This is a genomic window from Actinoalloteichus sp. GBA129-24, assembly GCF_001941645.1.
GTDB classification, from domain to species: domain Bacteria; phylum Actinomycetota; class Actinomycetes; order Mycobacteriales; family Pseudonocardiaceae; genus Actinoalloteichus_A; species Actinoalloteichus_A fjordicus.
This window is the reverse complement of record NZ_CP016077.1, coordinates 1669813-1685002: the sequence shown is the minus strand read 5'-3', so window position 1 is coordinate 1685002 and position 15190 is coordinate 1669813. Positions and strand designations below refer to the sequence as shown.

General features: G+C 68.9%; 12 protein-coding genes. 4 read left to right on the top strand and 8 right to left on the bottom strand.

From position 1 onward, the window contains the following. Positions 1-85 precede the first annotated feature (85 nt). Positions 86-490 carry a GntR family transcriptional regulator gene (locus tag UA75_RS07710; RefSeq protein WP_075739667.1) on the top strand — a complete coding sequence of 135 codons (405 nt, stop codon included), beginning with the start codon at positions 86-88 and terminating at the stop codon, positions 488-490. Beyond that, positions 487-1635, top strand: a complete 1149-nt coding sequence (locus UA75_RS07705; protein ID WP_075739666.1) for a DUF1648 domain-containing protein — start codon at positions 487-489, stop codon at positions 1633-1635. The genes UA75_RS07710 and UA75_RS07705 overlap by 4 nt, the downstream gene beginning before the upstream one ends. A gap of 65 nt (positions 1636-1700) precedes the next feature. On the opposite strand, the gene UA75_RS07700 is transcribed toward UA75_RS07705, so the two are convergent. Beyond that, positions 1701-2783: a LysR family transcriptional regulator gene (locus UA75_RS07700; protein WP_075739665.1), complete on the bottom strand. Its 1083-nt coding sequence runs from the start codon at positions 2781-2783 to the stop codon at positions 1701-1703. A gap of 586 nt (positions 2784-3369) precedes the next feature. On the opposite strand from UA75_RS07700, the gene UA75_RS07695 reads away from it, so the two are divergent. Both UA75_RS07695 and UA75_RS35030 read left to right on the top strand, forming a co-directional pair. Further along, on the top strand, positions 3370-3852 hold the full coding sequence (locus UA75_RS07695) for a hypothetical protein (RefSeq protein WP_075739664.1): 483 nt from the start codon (positions 3370-3372) through the stop codon (positions 3850-3852). Positions 3853-4117: 265 nt separating this feature from the next. Then, the gene (locus tag UA75_RS35030; protein WP_075739663.1) at positions 4118-5566 is read left to right on the top strand and encodes a protein phosphatase 2C domain-containing protein; all 1449 of its coding nucleotides are present in this window, start codon (positions 4118-4120) and stop codon (positions 5564-5566) included. 68 nt (positions 5567-5634) lie between these two features. On the opposite strand, the gene UA75_RS07685 is transcribed toward UA75_RS35030, so the two are convergent. The 7 genes from UA75_RS07685 to UA75_RS07655 all read right to left on the bottom strand — a co-directional run bounded on the left by UA75_RS07685 (position 5635) and on the right by UA75_RS07655 (position 15117). Continuing rightward, a complete protein-coding gene (locus UA75_RS07685; protein ID WP_083690649.1) occupies positions 5635-6033 on the bottom strand; it encodes a nucleotide pyrophosphohydrolase in 399 nt (132 codons plus the stop codon). A gap of 89 nt (positions 6034-6122) precedes the next feature. Further along, positions 6123-7739 carry a carboxylesterase/lipase family protein gene (locus UA75_RS07680; protein ID WP_318533346.1) on the bottom strand — a complete coding sequence of 539 codons (1617 nt, stop codon included), beginning with the start codon at positions 7737-7739 and terminating at the stop codon, positions 6123-6125. A gap of 2 nt (positions 7740-7741) precedes the next feature. Continuing rightward, positions 7742-8356, bottom strand: a complete 615-nt coding sequence (locus UA75_RS07675) for a TetR/AcrR family transcriptional regulator (RefSeq protein WP_075739661.1) — start codon at positions 8354-8356, stop codon at positions 7742-7744. 295 nt (positions 8357-8651) lie between these two features. Beyond that, positions 8652-9866, bottom strand: coding sequence for an IS701 family transposase (locus UA75_RS07670; protein WP_075739660.1), 1215 nt, complete (start codon positions 9864-9866; stop codon positions 8652-8654). A gap of 834 nt (positions 9867-10700) precedes the next feature. Then, positions 10701-11024: an STAS domain-containing protein gene (locus UA75_RS07665; protein WP_075739659.1), complete on the bottom strand. Its 324-nt coding sequence runs from the start codon at positions 11022-11024 to the stop codon at positions 10701-10703. Further along, on the bottom strand, positions 11021-13291 hold the full coding sequence (locus tag UA75_RS07660; RefSeq protein WP_198044238.1) for a glycogen debranching protein: 2271 nt from the start codon (positions 13289-13291) through the stop codon (positions 11021-11023). The genes UA75_RS07665 and UA75_RS07660 overlap by 4 nt, the downstream gene beginning before the upstream one ends. Then, the gene (locus UA75_RS07655; RefSeq protein ID WP_075739658.1) at positions 13288-15117 is read right to left on the bottom strand and encodes an AGE family epimerase/isomerase; all 1830 of its coding nucleotides are present in this window, start codon (positions 15115-15117) and stop codon (positions 13288-13290) included. The genes UA75_RS07660 and UA75_RS07655 overlap by 4 nt, the downstream gene beginning before the upstream one ends. Between the last annotated feature and the right edge of the window lie 73 nt (positions 15118-15190).

Genomic DNA, 15190 nt, shown 5'->3' with positions numbered 1-15190 from the left:
CGCCGTCGATCACCGCCGGACACCGCCCAGCTGGACGACACCGCGCTATCTGTTATAGATTATGTATAACAGATAGCATGACGGGGTGCAGCTCACCATCGACCTCGACAGCGAGGTGCCGATCTATCAGCAGATCCGGGATCGAGTCGTGGAGGCCGTTGCCGTGGGCAACCTGGTGGAAGGCGCCTCGCTGCCCTCCACCAGGCAGCTGGCCGCCGATCTGCTGATCAATTTCCACACGGTCAACAAGGCCTACGACCTGCTCCGACAGGAGGGGGTCATCCGGGTCAATCGCAAGAGCGGCGCCGTCGTCCGCCGCGACGGCCGCTCCGGCCCGCCGGAGGCCTCGGTCGCCGAGGAGTGGCAGCGACGCCTGCGGACCCTCCTCGCCGAGGGAGTGGTCCACGGCCTGACCTCAGCGGACGTGCTCGAACGGTCCACCGAGGTGCTCGCCGACTTCGACAACCGACGGGAGGACCCGACGACATGACCCTCTACACACTGCTGATCACGCTGCACGTCCTGCTGGTCACCGGCGTCTTCTGGTCGATCCCTGTCCTGGCCAGACCGACGCTGCCCTTCGGCATCCGAGTGCCGTCGGCGCGGGCCGCCGATCCCGCGATTCGCGGCACGCGCCGCCGCTACCAGCGCGGAGTACTGCTGGCGGGCGGGCTGGCCGTGCTCGGTCTGCTGCTGCCCACTCTGTGGGGCGTGACGCTGCCAGGCGAGATCCTCGCCGTCCTCGGCCTCGTCGATCTGGGGCTGTATCTGCTCGCCTCGGGAGAAGTCCGGCGGGCCAAAGGACGCGGGGCCTGGTACGCCGAGCTGCACCAGGGCGTCACCACGGACACCACGCTGCGCACCGAGCCCGTCTCGTTTCCCGTCGGCTGGCTCATCCCCGCTCTACTGCTCGTCGCGGGCACTGCGGCGCTGGGCTTCTGGCGCTACCCAGAGCTGCCCTCCACCCTGCCCGACCTGAGCTCCCTCGGCACCGACCCGGCTGTCAGGACGCCCGCGTCGGTGTCTACCGCCTTTCTGCCAGTGCTTCTCCAGACCGGCGTCACGCTGTTGGCGACCATCCTGACGATTTTGATCCTGCGGGCGCGGCCGGAACTCGACGCGGAGCGGCCCGCCGACTCCGCCCGGCGCTTCCGGGTGTACCTCGCCGGTGTGGGCAGGCTTCTGCTGTTCACCACGACGTGCCTGAACACAGCGCTGCTCGTCGCCGCGAGCATCGTGTGGGAACTGCTACCTGCCGGCCTGCCCGCGATCCTCCTGATCGCCGCCGTGGTCGTCCTCGCCGTCGGGGCGTGGGTGGTGTTCATGGTCCGAGTGGGGGAACTCGGCAGCAGGCTGCCACAGAGATCCGGCAGCAGGCTGCCCGAGGAGACCGACGCGCCGGAGGACGCCGGCCTTGTACAACGCGACGACGATCGGAACTGGTTCCTCGGCGGCATGGTCTACGTCAACCGACACGATCCCGCGCTCCTGGTGCATCGGCGGGTCGGCGTCTACTGGACGCTCAACCTCGGTCATCCGGCGGCGTGGACGATCCTGTCCGTGCTCGCCCTGACGCTCGGGGCGCTCTGGTGGCTGAACGCCACGGGCATGATCTCGCTGACCGTCCGGGGGTGACTCGCGACGTCCCGCTCCATTCGTCCGCCCGCGCGTCGAGGAGGGCGCGGGTGCGCGAGCGCCGGTCAGCCGTCCTGCTCGTCGACGCCGACGGTGCGCGACTGCTTCCACCGTGCGTCCTGCTGCGCGAACGCCTCCCACAGCAGGTTGAGCGGATGATCCACCGGGTGTGCGGCGCGCTCGCCCCGACGGGCGAACAACCCGGCGAGGACCTGTAAGCCCGGGGCGATGTCGTCGATCAGCTCGATGGTCCGCAGCCCCTGGCCCTCCGGCAGTCGCCCCTGCTCGGCGGCCTCCCCGATCCCCTTGGTGACCAGCAGTGCGCCTCGACTCAGCTCGGAACGCAGCAGCTCGAATCCGTAGTGCACCGTGTCGATCTCGGCCGAGATGTCGAGCGTCGCTCGATAGTCCGCGCCGAACCAGCCGCGCAGGAAGTCCGTGATCAGCCCGCCGACCGGCGTCACCAGCGGGAGCGTGGGCAGCTCACTGGTCCGCATCGTCGGGCCCGGCAACAACGCGGGCGGCAGGTTCGTCACCAGCGACAATCCGCTGCGGCGCCACTCCATGACGTCATAGTCGGCCAGCTCGTCGACGTCGTCGGTCCTGGTCACCACGCTGCCGCACACCAGGTCGACCTGTTTGGCCCGCAGCCTGCCGAAGAGGTCCCCGGAGCGGACGTGCACGACCTTCAGCTCGACGCCGCGTCGATCGAACTCCTCCGAGACGTACTGCCCGGCGTCGGCGAGATACCGGAGGGTGAACCGCGTGGTGGCCACCGTCAGAGTCCCGCCGAGTCTGCGCCTGCACTCGTGGATCTCGTCGAGCCAGCCGCCGAGGGTGCGCCGGGCCATCTCCACGAGGGTCTCGCCGGTGTCGGTGAACAACACGTCCTTGCCACGCCCCTGCTTGAGCACCAGCGGCTCACCGCACAGGTTGCTGAAGTTGCGGTTCAGGGTGTCGAGCTGCTTCTGCACGCTGGACTGCTCCCGACCGAGCGTCCTGGCGGCGCCGAGCGCCGTGCCTGCCTCGCGGACGGCGAGCAACGTGCGGAGCTGGTCCATCGTGGTGTCGAGCAGCGGAAGGGGCGACTGCAACAGTCGACTTCTGCCGCTCGCCGAGGAGATTCTGAGTGGGCTGTGCGTGGACATGCTTCCTTCCCGTCCTCCAGGCCGTCCTGCCGACGATCAACGAATCGTAGTGCAGGGAACTGATCTCGACTACGGACTAAATTTTCTCCAGATCAGGTCGACCATCCGGTGAATTCCACGCAGCCTCGTGTGTAACATCTGATCCGCTCCGCAGGCCGGTTCGCCACGACGCCGGCCCCCGAGTAGTCAGACCGAAATCGAGCCGGAATCGCACCCTGAATCCGGTGTCATTCCCGCCAGAGAGGATATACCGAGCCCCGATCTGACCGCCCACGCGAACGCGGGTAGAACCGTCGGCGAACCTTTCGGCGACCGACGGGAGCCGATAGCACGATCCTTTCCGCCGACGTGGTCGACACGCTCCGATACGCGTCACACCTCACGCGTCCGCGACACCCGAGCACCGCAGGCAGGCGACCACGTCGTCGTGGTCGAGCCCGACAGCTCGAATGGCAGGGAGACCCGTTCCGATGAACCGACCCCAGACTGCCCCTGGTCCGCAGCCGGCGGTACCGACGACGCCTGCTCGCAAGCCGGGGACCCTGACCGGCCTGCTGGTGACGATCCTGATCGCCGTGGTGACGCGGTGACCGGCGCCGTGCTCGGCTGTTCCGGCGGCGAGACCCTGGCCGCAGACGACATCGTGCCGGTCATCGACGAGTCGCCGGAGATCCTGCCGGAAGCAGCCGGAATGTCGGTGACCGAAATACCGGAACGGGTCGGTCCCGCCGAGGGGGACCGGCTGATCGGGGCACGACGGGAGACCTTGATTTCGCACGCCTTGATCGCCGTGTTCGGTGCCGCGATGCTGCTGTTCCGCGGACTCTCGGCACGCCGGGGGACCACCTCGGCCCGCGTCTTAATCACTATTTTCGCAGTGCTCTCCGCATTTCCGTATCTGCTGTTCTTCGGCGGCCATCCGCCGCCCATGGTCGGAATTCTGAGTATTCTCGCGGTGGTCGCTGCGGCAATCGCGATCGTGTTCTGGCTGCTGCCTGCGAACAACAGGTATGCGAAAGCAGACAAAGCCGCTCATATCGGCGGCAGGCGCCGAGAAGGCGCCGACTGAACTCGGCACCCGCCGCCTGCGCGAGGGGTCAGGCGACGGGTGCCGCTCCCATGTCGACCAGGGGGCGACATAGGGGAGGCGGGTTCCCTCGCTCGGTGCAGCAGGCGTCGCCCCGGTGTCGGCACCGGGGCCGCACCGTGGCACTGAGCGAGGGAACAGTCTTGGCTCTGCGTTAACCTGCTGTGGTCGGGGGTGGTGACGACCCTCTCCGCAAACTGATCGGACGTCTCCTCCACAGAGGTAGGACGGGTGAAGGAGCTGCCCCATGACCCTCGCTCTGCGTTACACGGCCCGCAGTGACCGGGGGCTGGTCCGCTCGAACAACGAGGACTCCGTGTACGCGGGCCCTCGGCTGCTCGCGGTGGCCGACGGCATGGGCGGCCATGTGGGCGGCGAGATCGCGAGCCGGGTCGTCATCGCCTCGGTGACGCCGCTCGACGACGCAGACCCGGCCGAGGACCTGCTCGGCGCGCTGCGCGACGCGGCGGTCGACGGCAACAGCGCCATCGCCGCCACCGTCGAGGAGGAGCCCGAGCTCGCCGGGATGGGGACCACGCTCACCGCGCTGCTCTTCGCGGACGACCGGGTGGGGCTGCTCAACGTCGGCGACTCGCGCGCGTATCTGATGCGGGACGACGAACTCGTCCAGATCACCCACGACGACACGTTCGTTCAATCGCTCGTCGACGCGGGCCGCATCACCATCGCCGAGGCCGAGGTGCACCCGAAGCGCTCGCTGGTGCTGCGTGCATTGACCGGCGAAGAGGTCGTGGAGACCACCACCGAGCTGCGCGAGGTGCGCGCCGGTGACCGTTATCTGCTGTGCTCCGACGGACTCACCGACGTCCTGAACCACGCGGCGCTGAGCGTCGAACTGCGCATCGGCGACCACGAGGTCTGTGCCGACCGACTCATCGAGGCGGCGCTGGCCGGTGGCGGGCCGGACAACGTCACGGTGATCGTCGCGGACGTCACCGAGGTCTCGGAGGGCGCGGGAGACGCCGAGGCCGCAGCGGTCGCGGGCGGCTCAGCCGGGTCGAGCGAGCCTGCTGCCGTCGCGGCGACCGTCGCCCCGGCAGGCGCTGCTGCGGCGGACGCCCCGGACGCGGACTCCGCAGCGCCGGACTCCACCGCGCCGGACGGCATCGGCCACGGCGCGGAGACCCCGGCGGCGGACCCGACCGAGCCCGCCGGTCTCGACCGGGCGACCGCAGGGCAGGACCACGCCGAGGCACCGGTCGCGCCCACCGTGTCGGCGTGGTTCACCGAAGCCGACCGGTCGAGCCAGGCGGACGAGGCGCAGGCAGCGGGTTCTCGGGACGTCGAGCGTTCCGGTGCTGCGGGGGCGCAGGCTGATCCGGGGTGGGCGGAGACGAGCCGCCCAGCGGACTCGGCGACCGCGAGCGACTCGGCCGTCTCCGGGCACGCCCCCGTGACCCCCACCAACGACGCCGACCCCGCCGTCAGCACCGAGCAGGCGACCGCCACGACACCCGAGGACGCCGGAGCCGACGGCGGCGCGGCTGTCACCGAGCAGGCTGCGGCAGGCCGGGACGAGTCGAGCGACCGTCGGGAGGACGCCTCGACGACCGACTGGTCTGCTGCCGAGCACCGGCGACAGCCGCGCTCGGCACGATCGCTGCTCGTCGGCGCGGCGGTGCTCGGCGTCGGTGCCGTCGCGACGATCGCCGTGCGGCGCAGGCTCGGCCGCTAGGCGATCGCCGCTCCGCTCCCCCGGGCACGACGCGACCCTCCGGTGCGCATCCCGGGGGCAGGCCGCTCTCACCTCGACTCGGCCCCGTCCGGCTGCGTGGTCGACACCGGATCACTTCGGGGGTCGACCCGGACGATCGAACCGCGTTGCAGTTCGACGGGAAAGCGCTGTTCGTTGCGGTCGATCTTGGCGTTCGCGGCGGCGAGGAGATCGATGCCGCAGGAGTCGGCGAAGCGCAGCAGATAGAGCAGGACGTCGGCAGCCTCGTCCGCGATCCTGCCCCGTAGCGGCCCCTCGGCCAGGGCCGCCGGGATCTCCTCCGCCGCAAGCCACTGGACCTCCGATACCAGCTCCCCGACCTCGCCGGTCAACGCCAGCGCGAGGTTCTTCGGGGTGTGGAACTCCTGCCACCCTCGCGCCTCGACGAAGGCCCTCTGCCGCGCACGCAGCGCACTGAACTCGTCCATGTCCGCAGACCGTAGGCGTACGGCCGGGACCGCCGACGACGCGGGCGACGCACCGTCACGCCGCCCGCATCGTCGCGCCCGGCTCAGCCTCAGGCGATGTCGCGCCAGAAGTCGAGCCGATGTTCGGCGACGTAGTCGACCGGCGCGATCCCGGCGTCGCCGGGGGCCAGCGACAAGACGTTGTCCGCCTCGTCGAACGGCGCCCAGTCGGGCAGGCCTACGCCATTGGGGTCACCGGACCGGGCGAAGTTCGTCCAGTAGGAGATCATCTGGTCGGAGAGCACGAGCTGCGCCGGGGTGAGCAGCTCCACGAAATCCGCGGAGCGAAACAGGTAGCTCGTCTCGGCGCTGTGGAACGCCCCCGATGGCAGGTCCGCCGGGAAGGGGATCTCGCTGGGAACGTCGGAGTCGGCGAACTCGTAGGCATAGGTCGGCACCTTCGCCGCGAACATGCCGTTGTGCCGGAAGGTCGAGAGGGCCCACATCCGGTCGGTCAGCACCGTCGCGAACGCCAGACTCGGCGATGCGTAGTCGGACAGCGGGTACTCGGCCGCCACGAGTGCCGCGTCGGTACCGAAGGCCTCCACCAGCAGGTCCGGGTACTGCTCCGCCGTCACCGGCTGCCCGATCAGGTCACGGAAGGTGCCGACGAAGGTGCGGTGTTCGTCGCGGGTCGCGCCGGAGAGCACCGGCACCGCCGCGAAGTCGCCTGCGGCCAGCAGATCGCCCGGTACGCCGGGCAGGACGTCGTTGTCATAGGCCATCTGCTGGAACATGTTCATCACCTGGGGATAGTCGAGCAGTGTCTCGACCGGCAACGCCCGCAGACACTCCAGCGCAGCCGCCGGGTCGGCACAGCCCAGTTCCCCAGCCAGCATCGAGCCGAGCGCCTCGGCCTGTTCGGAGCTGGTCCAGCCGAACCAGGGCAAGGCGGGCACGCCGGGGAAGACCGAGCCGGCAGGCGCGTCCATCAGCGGGAAGCCGCTCTGCAGGATCGCACGATGGAACAGGCCCTGCGAGTCCGGGGAAACCAGGTGAGCGCTGGTGGCGGTGGCGCCGTAGGAGACCCCGAAGAGGGTGACGTTGTCGGGGTCGCCGCCGAAGGCCGCCGCGTTGCGCTGCACCCATTCCAGGGCCGCGCGCTGGTCCTGGAGACCGAAGGTGCCGGAGTCCGCCAGGCCGGGCAGCCCGAAGCCGCCGAAGAGGCCGAGCCGGTAGTTCACCGTCACGACCACGACGTCGCCGTCCACGGCGAGCCGAGTGCCGTCAAACAGGTCTCCGGAGCCGACCGCGCCGTCACCGTGCAGCCACACCATGACCGGCCGGGGCTCGGCGTCGCCCATCGGCGTGGTCACGTTGAGGACCAGACAGTCCTCGTCGGTGCTCCCGGTGTCGGCGTAGGAGGCGCCGATCTGCGGGCACGGCGAGCCCGGTTCGGTGGCGTCACGCACCTCCGACCAGGACGGCGCGGGCCGCGGCGGCGCCCATCGATTCTCGCCCGTGGACGCGGCGGCATACGGGATGCCCTGGAAGCGTCGGTGGTCATCGGCCACCACGCCTCGGATCGGGCCGGTGTCGACGGTGACCAGGTCATCGCTCATCGGTGTCTCCTGACTCGCGTCGACGGCGGTGTGGTTCGCGCATCCGGTGAGCAGCAGGGCACCTGCTGCCGCCGCTGCCCAGCGGATCGGTCGCGGGTGCGTCATGGTCACCTCCTGGTGGCGAGATCGATCATGGTCGCGAGCTCCTGTCTGATGACGTCGAGTTCGGCGGGCGCCGCGTCGTGCAGCCGCGACAGCACCCCGTCGCGCAGCGCGAAGACGAAGAGCGCCATCGCATCAGGGTCGAAGTCGCGGAACTCCCCGCGCCGGATGCCCTGGCGCAGCAGCTCGGCGAGGGCGGCGTGGTCGGACTCGACCAGCTCGGCGAACGTCCGAGTCTGCGAGTCGGTGATCTCGGTGTCGGCCTGGATACGCCGCAGCGCCAGCATCGAGGCGCGGTTGCCACGGGAGAAGTCGATCTGCGCGGTGAGGAACGCCCGCAGCTGCTCGGGCGCGGTCTCGTGCTCGTCGAGCCGCTCCACCACGAAGGCACCGAACCGGGCGAGCACGTCGCGAACGACCTCCGTGACCAGCTCCGCGCGGTTGGCGAAGTGGTAGGAGATCAGGCCGGTACTGCTCAGCCCCGCCCGCGCCGCGATCTGCCGATAGGTGGCGCGCGAGTACCCCAGCTCTGCGACGGTCTCGATCGCGGCGGCGATGATCTGGGTCCGCCGGGCGCGTTCGGTCACGGTCAGCTCGCCCGAATCAGACTTTGCTTGCATGAGCAGAAGTTAGCACAGTTGAGCAAAAGCAGTCGCTGCGACGCGCAGACATGCCGTTGACCAGGGACGACGGCGGAGCCGCGCCGAATGGCGAGACGGAGGCGACCGGGACCCGCAGGGCGCCGCGATCAGAAAGGGGGCGTCCGCCGGGACGCCGGTGGCGAAGTCGTCGATCGGGCAACGCCCGTCCGACGACCTCGCCACGGCAGGCAAGGCGGTCGCCCACCGAGCGTCGCCGTCGACATTCGGTGACCGACCAGTGGTCAGCGGTGGTGCGAGACGTCAGCAGAAGACGTCAGGAGGACTGCCGAACGTGCAGGTCCGCGCCCTTGGCGAAACGGGAGTGCGCGAACGCGGCGGAGACGAGCGTGACGTGATGGTGCCAGCCCCGATACGAGCGGCCCTCGAAGTCACGCAGCCCGAACTCGTCCTGCAGGGTGTGCAGGTCCGCCCGGGCCCGATGCTGAAGCCTGGTCAGCGACATCACCTCGGACGTCCGCTGTTCGGTCAGATTGGTCAGCCAAACGCTGCCCTGACTCATGCCGTCCGTCGGCCGGACACCCACCAGACGCAGGGCCGATCTCTCGACGACGCTCGGCGACCGCCCCGCCCCCAGCGAGGGCAGTCGTACCGGCACGGAGGTGAGTCGCGCTCGACGCGGTCGGCCCGGCTCTCCGCCCCACCAGTCGATCACCTGGCGATGGCGGGAGTCCATGGTCCGCAGGTACTCCTGCGCTGTCACACGTCGTTCCTGGCGCGGCACGTCAGTGGGCCGCACGGCGGCCAGATGGGGCCCGCCGATCACTTCTTGGGTGGCGCTGACTCGCACCACGAAATTGACACCACGTTCCCCGAGGCCCGCGATGAGTCGGCCCGGATCTCCCATTCCCCGGAGATCGGCCAGTACCGGTGCCGCAGCGGACTCCCAGTCCAACCCGACCTCGTCGATCATGTCGAGCACATACTCCCACTCGTCCTTCGAGTGTACCGATTCGGGAATATAAGCTCGATTCCTTCTGGTAGCGTCCTCGGTCCATCTCGGCGACAGCACGATACGCCAGTCAACCGGGACGCTGGCATACTCGGAGGCCAGGAACAAGCCCATCCCGACCTGACAATTGACCGCCTTTCCCTCACTGGGAACGAATCTGCGTTCCACGCCGACAGAATGCGTGCCACGCTTGGGTATCACCGTGTTCTCGATCACCCAGGCACGTGGCGAGAGTTGCGCGGCGGCCTCCTTGGCCAGCCATCGACGGACTGCCGTCCAGTCCCACGGACTCTGGTTGATGAACTGCTGAAGCGACTGCGCAGCAGGCATCGCGAGCACTTCCTCAGCCATCCGCTTGACGGACTTCCTACCCTTTCCCAGCAGCAGCCCACGCAGGTACACTTCAGCCCAACGTCGCTGGTCAGCCCGCGGGAGCGAACTGAAGGCCTGCGCAGCGAATCGCGAGACGTCGTCACTTCTGGCCAGCGAAAGAGAAGACTTCAAACTGTATCCGGTCATCCTCACCCCAGTCTTACAAGCACGAGCAGCTCGGTTTAATACTCCGTAAGAGTAAGCACTACGGCAAGCTACACCTCACGAAGTCGCCTTGATCTGTCCGGGCCGCTTCCTAGCCCGGAAGTTGAAAGACTCCGCCGAGCGGCGGAATCTATTATCACTCTCCGTAATATAGCCTGTTGAGTCGTCACCCTGGTGTCGCAATCATGCATGGGCAGAGCGATTTGCCGTCGACATCAACATGGTTTCATAAGCCCCAGACGATCACGATCCGCACACGTCAGGGCGCCGTTCACCGCCCGATCAAGCCCGCACGAGGAGGAGTGCGGCCCCCGATCGTCGTAGTGGTTCGCATACTCTCCGCACACGGCAATTGTTGCCTGTGCAACCAACTGTCTCGGGTGCCCGCCACAGGGAAGCACCCGCTGTGGGCCACATCTCAGCCGGCTCCCGATTGCTACCGACGGGTAAGCGGGCCAAACGGCCAAGGACCACCACGACAGGCGAACCGGTGAATGCGACCCGGCGATCAGCCGACAAATCGCCGGCCAAGAAAGAAGAACAGCCAATGAGAAATAGTTCATCGAACCCGGCCCGCACCACGAGCGACGCGGCGGGGCCGAATTGATTCAGCCCCGCCGCGTATGGACGGACAGTGATCGATGGTCAACAGTCTGCGGCCGGCGGGCCGGCGGTCCGGGCGCCCCGACATCGGCCCCGACAGGGCTGGTGCTCACGAATGCCTCGACATAGGTCGACAGCCTCCGACGGCGCCCATTCGGCCGTCGGCCGAATGGGCCATGCTCCCCCGGAGGAAATCAACTCGCGCGGGCAGGTTCAGGCGCTGCTACCTGCCGTCGCGATCGTGATGGAGTGATCGAATCCAGCCAATCGGATCGTCTCCCGCACCTCCGCACGGGCACCGACGAGAATGATCTCCACGCGCGGTCCCATCATCTGGTGCGCCCATACCAGGGCACGGACGCCTGCCGAGGAGATCGACCGCAACGCGCTCATCTGCAGCACCAGGCGCTCTAATGGTCGAGTGCCCGCCTGGTCCACCAGCGACCGGAAGACCGGTGTCGAACTCTCGCCCAGCTCGCCCGCGAGGTGGATCGTGGCCGTCCCCTCGGTGAATCCGAGATACGCCTCGAAGCTCATGTGTCCTCACTTCCGTCGGGTCGTGCCACCAGCACGACCGCCGATCTCGCCGTCAACGTCAGCTCCGGCCCTGCCCAGGCGGGTTCCTCCCCCGCCTCGGCGGCGGCCTGAGCTCGGCCGGTGTCGGCGAAGAGATGCCAGCCGGTTCCCGCAGGCGCGGCCGGGGGCGTGACGATCCGCTGCTCCGCATGGGCGTTGGCCGCCACGAACACGGTGTCGGTGCGCCCGTCGTCTGCCTTCTCGTGCAGCATCATCGCCACCAGACTCGATCCCGGTGACCAGTCCGGCTCCCACGGCCTGGCGCCGTGCCAGCTCACCTCCGGGTACTGCCATCCCGGCGGGGTCTGCCCCTGCGGATGCGCGGCACGCCGCAGCACCGGGTGCGCCAGCCGGAAGTCGATGCAGCGCCGGACGAAGCGGATCAGGTCGGTGTGACCGGCCGCCGCGGCCCAGTCCACCCAGGTGATCTCGTTGTCCTGGCCATAGGCGTTGTTGTTGCCCTGCTGAGTCCGGCCGAACTCGTCGCCTGCGAGCAGCATGGGCACGCCGTTGCTCATCAGCAGCAGAAGCAGCGCATTGCGGGTCTGCCTGCCCCGGAGCGCGCGGATCTCCGGATCGTCGGTCGGGCCCTCGTGTCCGTGGTTCCAGCTCGCGTCGTCCTCGCCGCCGTCGCGGCCGTCCTCGCCGTTGGCCTCGTTGTGCTTGTGGTCGTAGGAGACCCAGTCCGCGAGGGTGAAGCCGTCGTGGCAGGTGACGAAGTTGACCGAGGCCCCAGTGCCCCGCCCCGCGTAGAGATCGGGCGAGCCGACCAGCCGGGCGGCCAGTTCGCCCGCGCTGTCCGGTCTGCCCACCAGGAAGCGCCGCAGCGTGTCCCGATAGCGGCCGTTCCACTCCATCCAACGCCCGTAGGCGGGGAAGCTGCCGACCTGATAGAGGCCTGCCGCGTCCCAGGCCTCGGCGATGAGCCTGCAGTCGGCCAGCACCGGATCATGGGCCAGCTCCTCCAGCAACGGCGGATTCTCCATCGGCGACCCGTCGGTGCCCCGCGACAGGATCGAGGCGAGGTCGAAGCGGAAGCCGTCGATGTGGTACTCCACCGCCCAGTACCGCAGGCAGTCGGCGATGAAGCTCCGCACGACCGGATGGTTGCAGTTCAGGGTGTTCCCGGTGCCGCTGTAGTTCTGGTAGTAGCCCTCCGGGGTCAGCAGATAGTAGGTGGCGTTGTCGATGCCTCGGAAGGACAGCGTCGGACCCCGATGATCGCCCTCGCCGGTGTGGTTGAACACGACGTCGAGGATCACCTCGAGCCCGGCCGCATGCAGCGCCTTGACCAGTTCCTTCAGCTCCCTGGCCGCGCCGTCCTCGGCCGGGTCGGCGGCATAGCCGGTCTTCGGCGAGAAGAAGCCGATCGGGCTGTAGCCCCAGCTGTTGAGCAGGGGCGCGCCGGTGGTCGGGTCACGGTGGGTGTTCTCGGTCTCGTCGAACTCGAACACCGGCAGCAGCTCGACGCAGTTCACGCCGAGTTCCCGCAGATAGGGGATCTTCTCCCGCAGTCCGGCATAGGTTCCCGGTGCCTCGACTCCGGCGGAGTCGTCTCGGGTGAAGCCTCGGACGTGCAGTTCGTAGATCACCAGGTCGGCGGCGGGCAACCGGGGCCTGCGGTCCTCGCCCCAGTCGAAGTCCGATCCGGCGGCGCCGAGGACCTTGCCTCGGTACCGGGGCCGCTCGCCCCATCGCTCGCCGCCTGCCAGCAGCCGGGCATGGGGATCGAGCAGCAGTGCGTCGGGATCGAATCGGGCGCCCGGCGCATGGGCCGGACCGTCGACCCGCAGTGCGTAGTGCACCAGGTCCGGGTCGAGACCGAGCACCGTCATGGCGAAGACGTCGCCCACCCGATAGTCGTCGGGAAACGGGATCTCGCCCAGTACGGAGCCGCGTTCCGGGTCGAGCAGCACCAGGATCATCCTGGTCGCGGTCGCCGAGGCGACCGCGAAGTTGATGCCCGTCGCCGTCGCCGTCGCGCCGAGGGGCAGCGGTCTGCCTCGGACGATGCGGAAGCCGTCGACCCAGCGGACGGCGGAGATCTCGGGCCGCCCGTCGGCTCCAGCGGCGAGCCGCTCATCCGCTCCAGCGGCAGGCCGCCCGCCCGAGGCGACGGCGGGCACGTCGGAGCCGACGACCAGGGCGCCGCCCCTGCCCGCCTGCTGTGTCCGGGAGGCGGCAGCTCCCGAGCCCGCGCCGACGGCGGAGGTCGTCGTCCTGGTCACCGTTCCTCCACTGGGCGCAGCCGGGCCTGGACGGTGAGCGGACTCGCGCTGCGCGGCAGCCGGACGGCCATCGCGTCGGGGTCGAAGTCGGTGAACGGCTCGCCGTCCACCAGCACCCGGTCCAGCACGGTCCGGCCGGGCGGCAGCACGTCCGGTGCCACCCGCAGCAGTCCGTCGGGGAAGTCCGCGTCGGGGCCCGGCCGGAACCACAGGTCCAGCGGCTCGCGACGCACCAGGAGTCTGCTGTAGACGGTGGCCAGGTAACACAGCTCGGCCGCGTGGTACATGCTCATCGAGTGGCTGCCCTTCAGCCGCTCGGTGCCGAGCAGGTAGGGCAGGCCCTCGGCGAGCACCGTGAAGTAGACGCCGCCCTCGTCGTGGTCGAGGAAGAAGGCGTTGTAGAACGCCTCGGCCTCGCGAGCGTGCCGCAGGTGATCGGCGTCGCCGGTGTGGCCTGCGAGGACCAGGTAGGCCAGGATCGCCTGTTCCTGCTGCCACCAGGCCTTCCGGTCGTGCCAGACGAAGTCGTGGCGGCCATCGCGCGGCTGCCGTTCCAGGACGTCGTACCAGCCGCCGCGCTGCGGGTCCCGGCCGATGGCGGGCATCGTCTCGGCGAGGCGCCTGGCGAGCTGCTGATACTCGAACTTGGGGACCGCGGCGTTCATCCTGGTCAGGTTCCAGGCGATCTTGAGGTTGTGTCCGACCACCGCGCGATCCTGCTGCCAGCCCCACTCCCGGTCGGGCGACCAGTCCTCGTGGAATCGCTCCTGCACGAAGGGGCTGCCGCCGGGACCTCGGTCCGGGAAGTGCGAGACGATCATGTCGAAGGTGTGCTCGAGCATGTCCCGGTAGGCCGGATCGCCGGTCGCCAGGTACAGGTTGAACAGGTAGGCGGGGGCGTGATCACCGACCGAGTTCCAGTTCTTCCTGGACCGGTTGCGGCCGAGCGACTCCTCGTGCGGGCTCAGGCGCACGGGGTCGATGTGCGAGAAGTATCCGCCCCGTCTGGGGTCGGCGAAGAAGCGACGGAAGAGCCGGATCGTGCCCTCGATGTCGCGTCGGATGGCGGGATCGCCGGTGACCCGGTAGGTCTGCACCAGGCCGACGAGGGCATAGATCTGCTCGTACGCCGGGATCGCGTGGTAGTCGTCGTCGAACTCCGAGGTGAAGAGCTTGCGCTCGTGCATCCCGTCGACGTCGATGCCGTGGTACCAGTAGGTGACGTCCTGCTCGGTGTCGACGAAGCGCATGTGCTCCCGCAGATACGCCGAGCCCCGGTCGGCCACGGTGAGGAAGTCCTCCTCGCCGGTGAGCAGATAGGCCGAGGACATCCCGTAGACCAACCGCGAGATCGTGTCGGTCTCCTGGACGTGTCGGCCGTTCTTGTCGCCGCCCAGCCGCAGCTCGGTGCGGTAGTCGGCGAAGTCGACCTCCCCGGCGCCGAACTGGGCCCGGCGGTAGAACCCGGCCAGTGCGCGCAGCTGGTCGGTCCACCACTCGGGGGTCTCGAAGACGAAGTCGTCGCCGGCGGTCCCGGACTCGACGAACAGCAGGCTGCTCACCTGGTAGCGAAGGCCGTCGGCCTCGGGGTACACCGGGCCGTAGGCGAAGAGCAGCCTGCCCGGCCGCAGGTGATCGGCGAGGCTGCCGGTGACGTCCACCGGCGGCCCGCCGAGATTGCGCAGCAGCTGCCCGGAACTGCTCTCGGTCAGCTGCAAAGCGATGCGCCTGCCGTCGAGGGTGCGTAACCGGATGCGACCGTCCTGGTAGTCCTCCAGGTAGCCGGCAGTGGTGTCAGAGAAGGTGTAGGCCCGTTCAGCGGCCACCTGATGCCTCCAGTCTCATCAGATATCGGCTCGGCGGCGTCGGCGAGGAGACTGGTCGCCCACGCGCGCCGAG

What these genes read in the sequence shown, in the direction of transcription:
- UA75_RS35030 (WP_075739663.1), top strand. Translation starts at nt 4,118, where the DNA reads ATGACCCTCGCTCTGCGTTACACGGCCCGCAGTGACCGGGGGCTGGTC.
- UA75_RS07705 (WP_075739666.1), top strand. Translation starts at nt 487, where the DNA reads ATGACCCTCTACACACTGCTGATCACGCTGCACGTCCTGCTGGTCACC.
- UA75_RS07700 (WP_075739665.1), bottom strand. Translation starts at nt 2,783, where the DNA reads ATGTCCACGCACAGCCCACTCAGAATCTCCTCGGCGAGCGGCAGAAGT.
- UA75_RS07670 (WP_075739660.1), bottom strand. Translation starts at nt 9,866, where the DNA reads ATGACCGGATACAGTTTGAAGTCTTCTCTTTCGCTGGCCAGAAGTGAC.
- UA75_RS07680 (WP_318533346.1), bottom strand. Translation starts at nt 7,739, where the DNA reads ATGACGCACCCGCGACCGATCCGCTGGGCAGCGGCGGCAGCAGGTGCC.
- UA75_RS07665 (WP_075739659.1), bottom strand. Translation starts at nt 11,024, where the DNA reads ATGAGCTTCGAGGCGTATCTCGGATTCACCGAGGGGACGGCCACGATC.
- UA75_RS07675 (WP_075739661.1), bottom strand. Translation starts at nt 8,356, where the DNA reads ATGCAAGCAAAGTCTGATTCGGGCGAGCTGACCGTGACCGAACGCGCC.
- UA75_RS07685 (WP_083690649.1), bottom strand. Translation starts at nt 6,033, where the DNA reads ATGGACGAGTTCAGTGCGCTGCGTGCGCGGCAGAGGGCCTTCGTCGAG.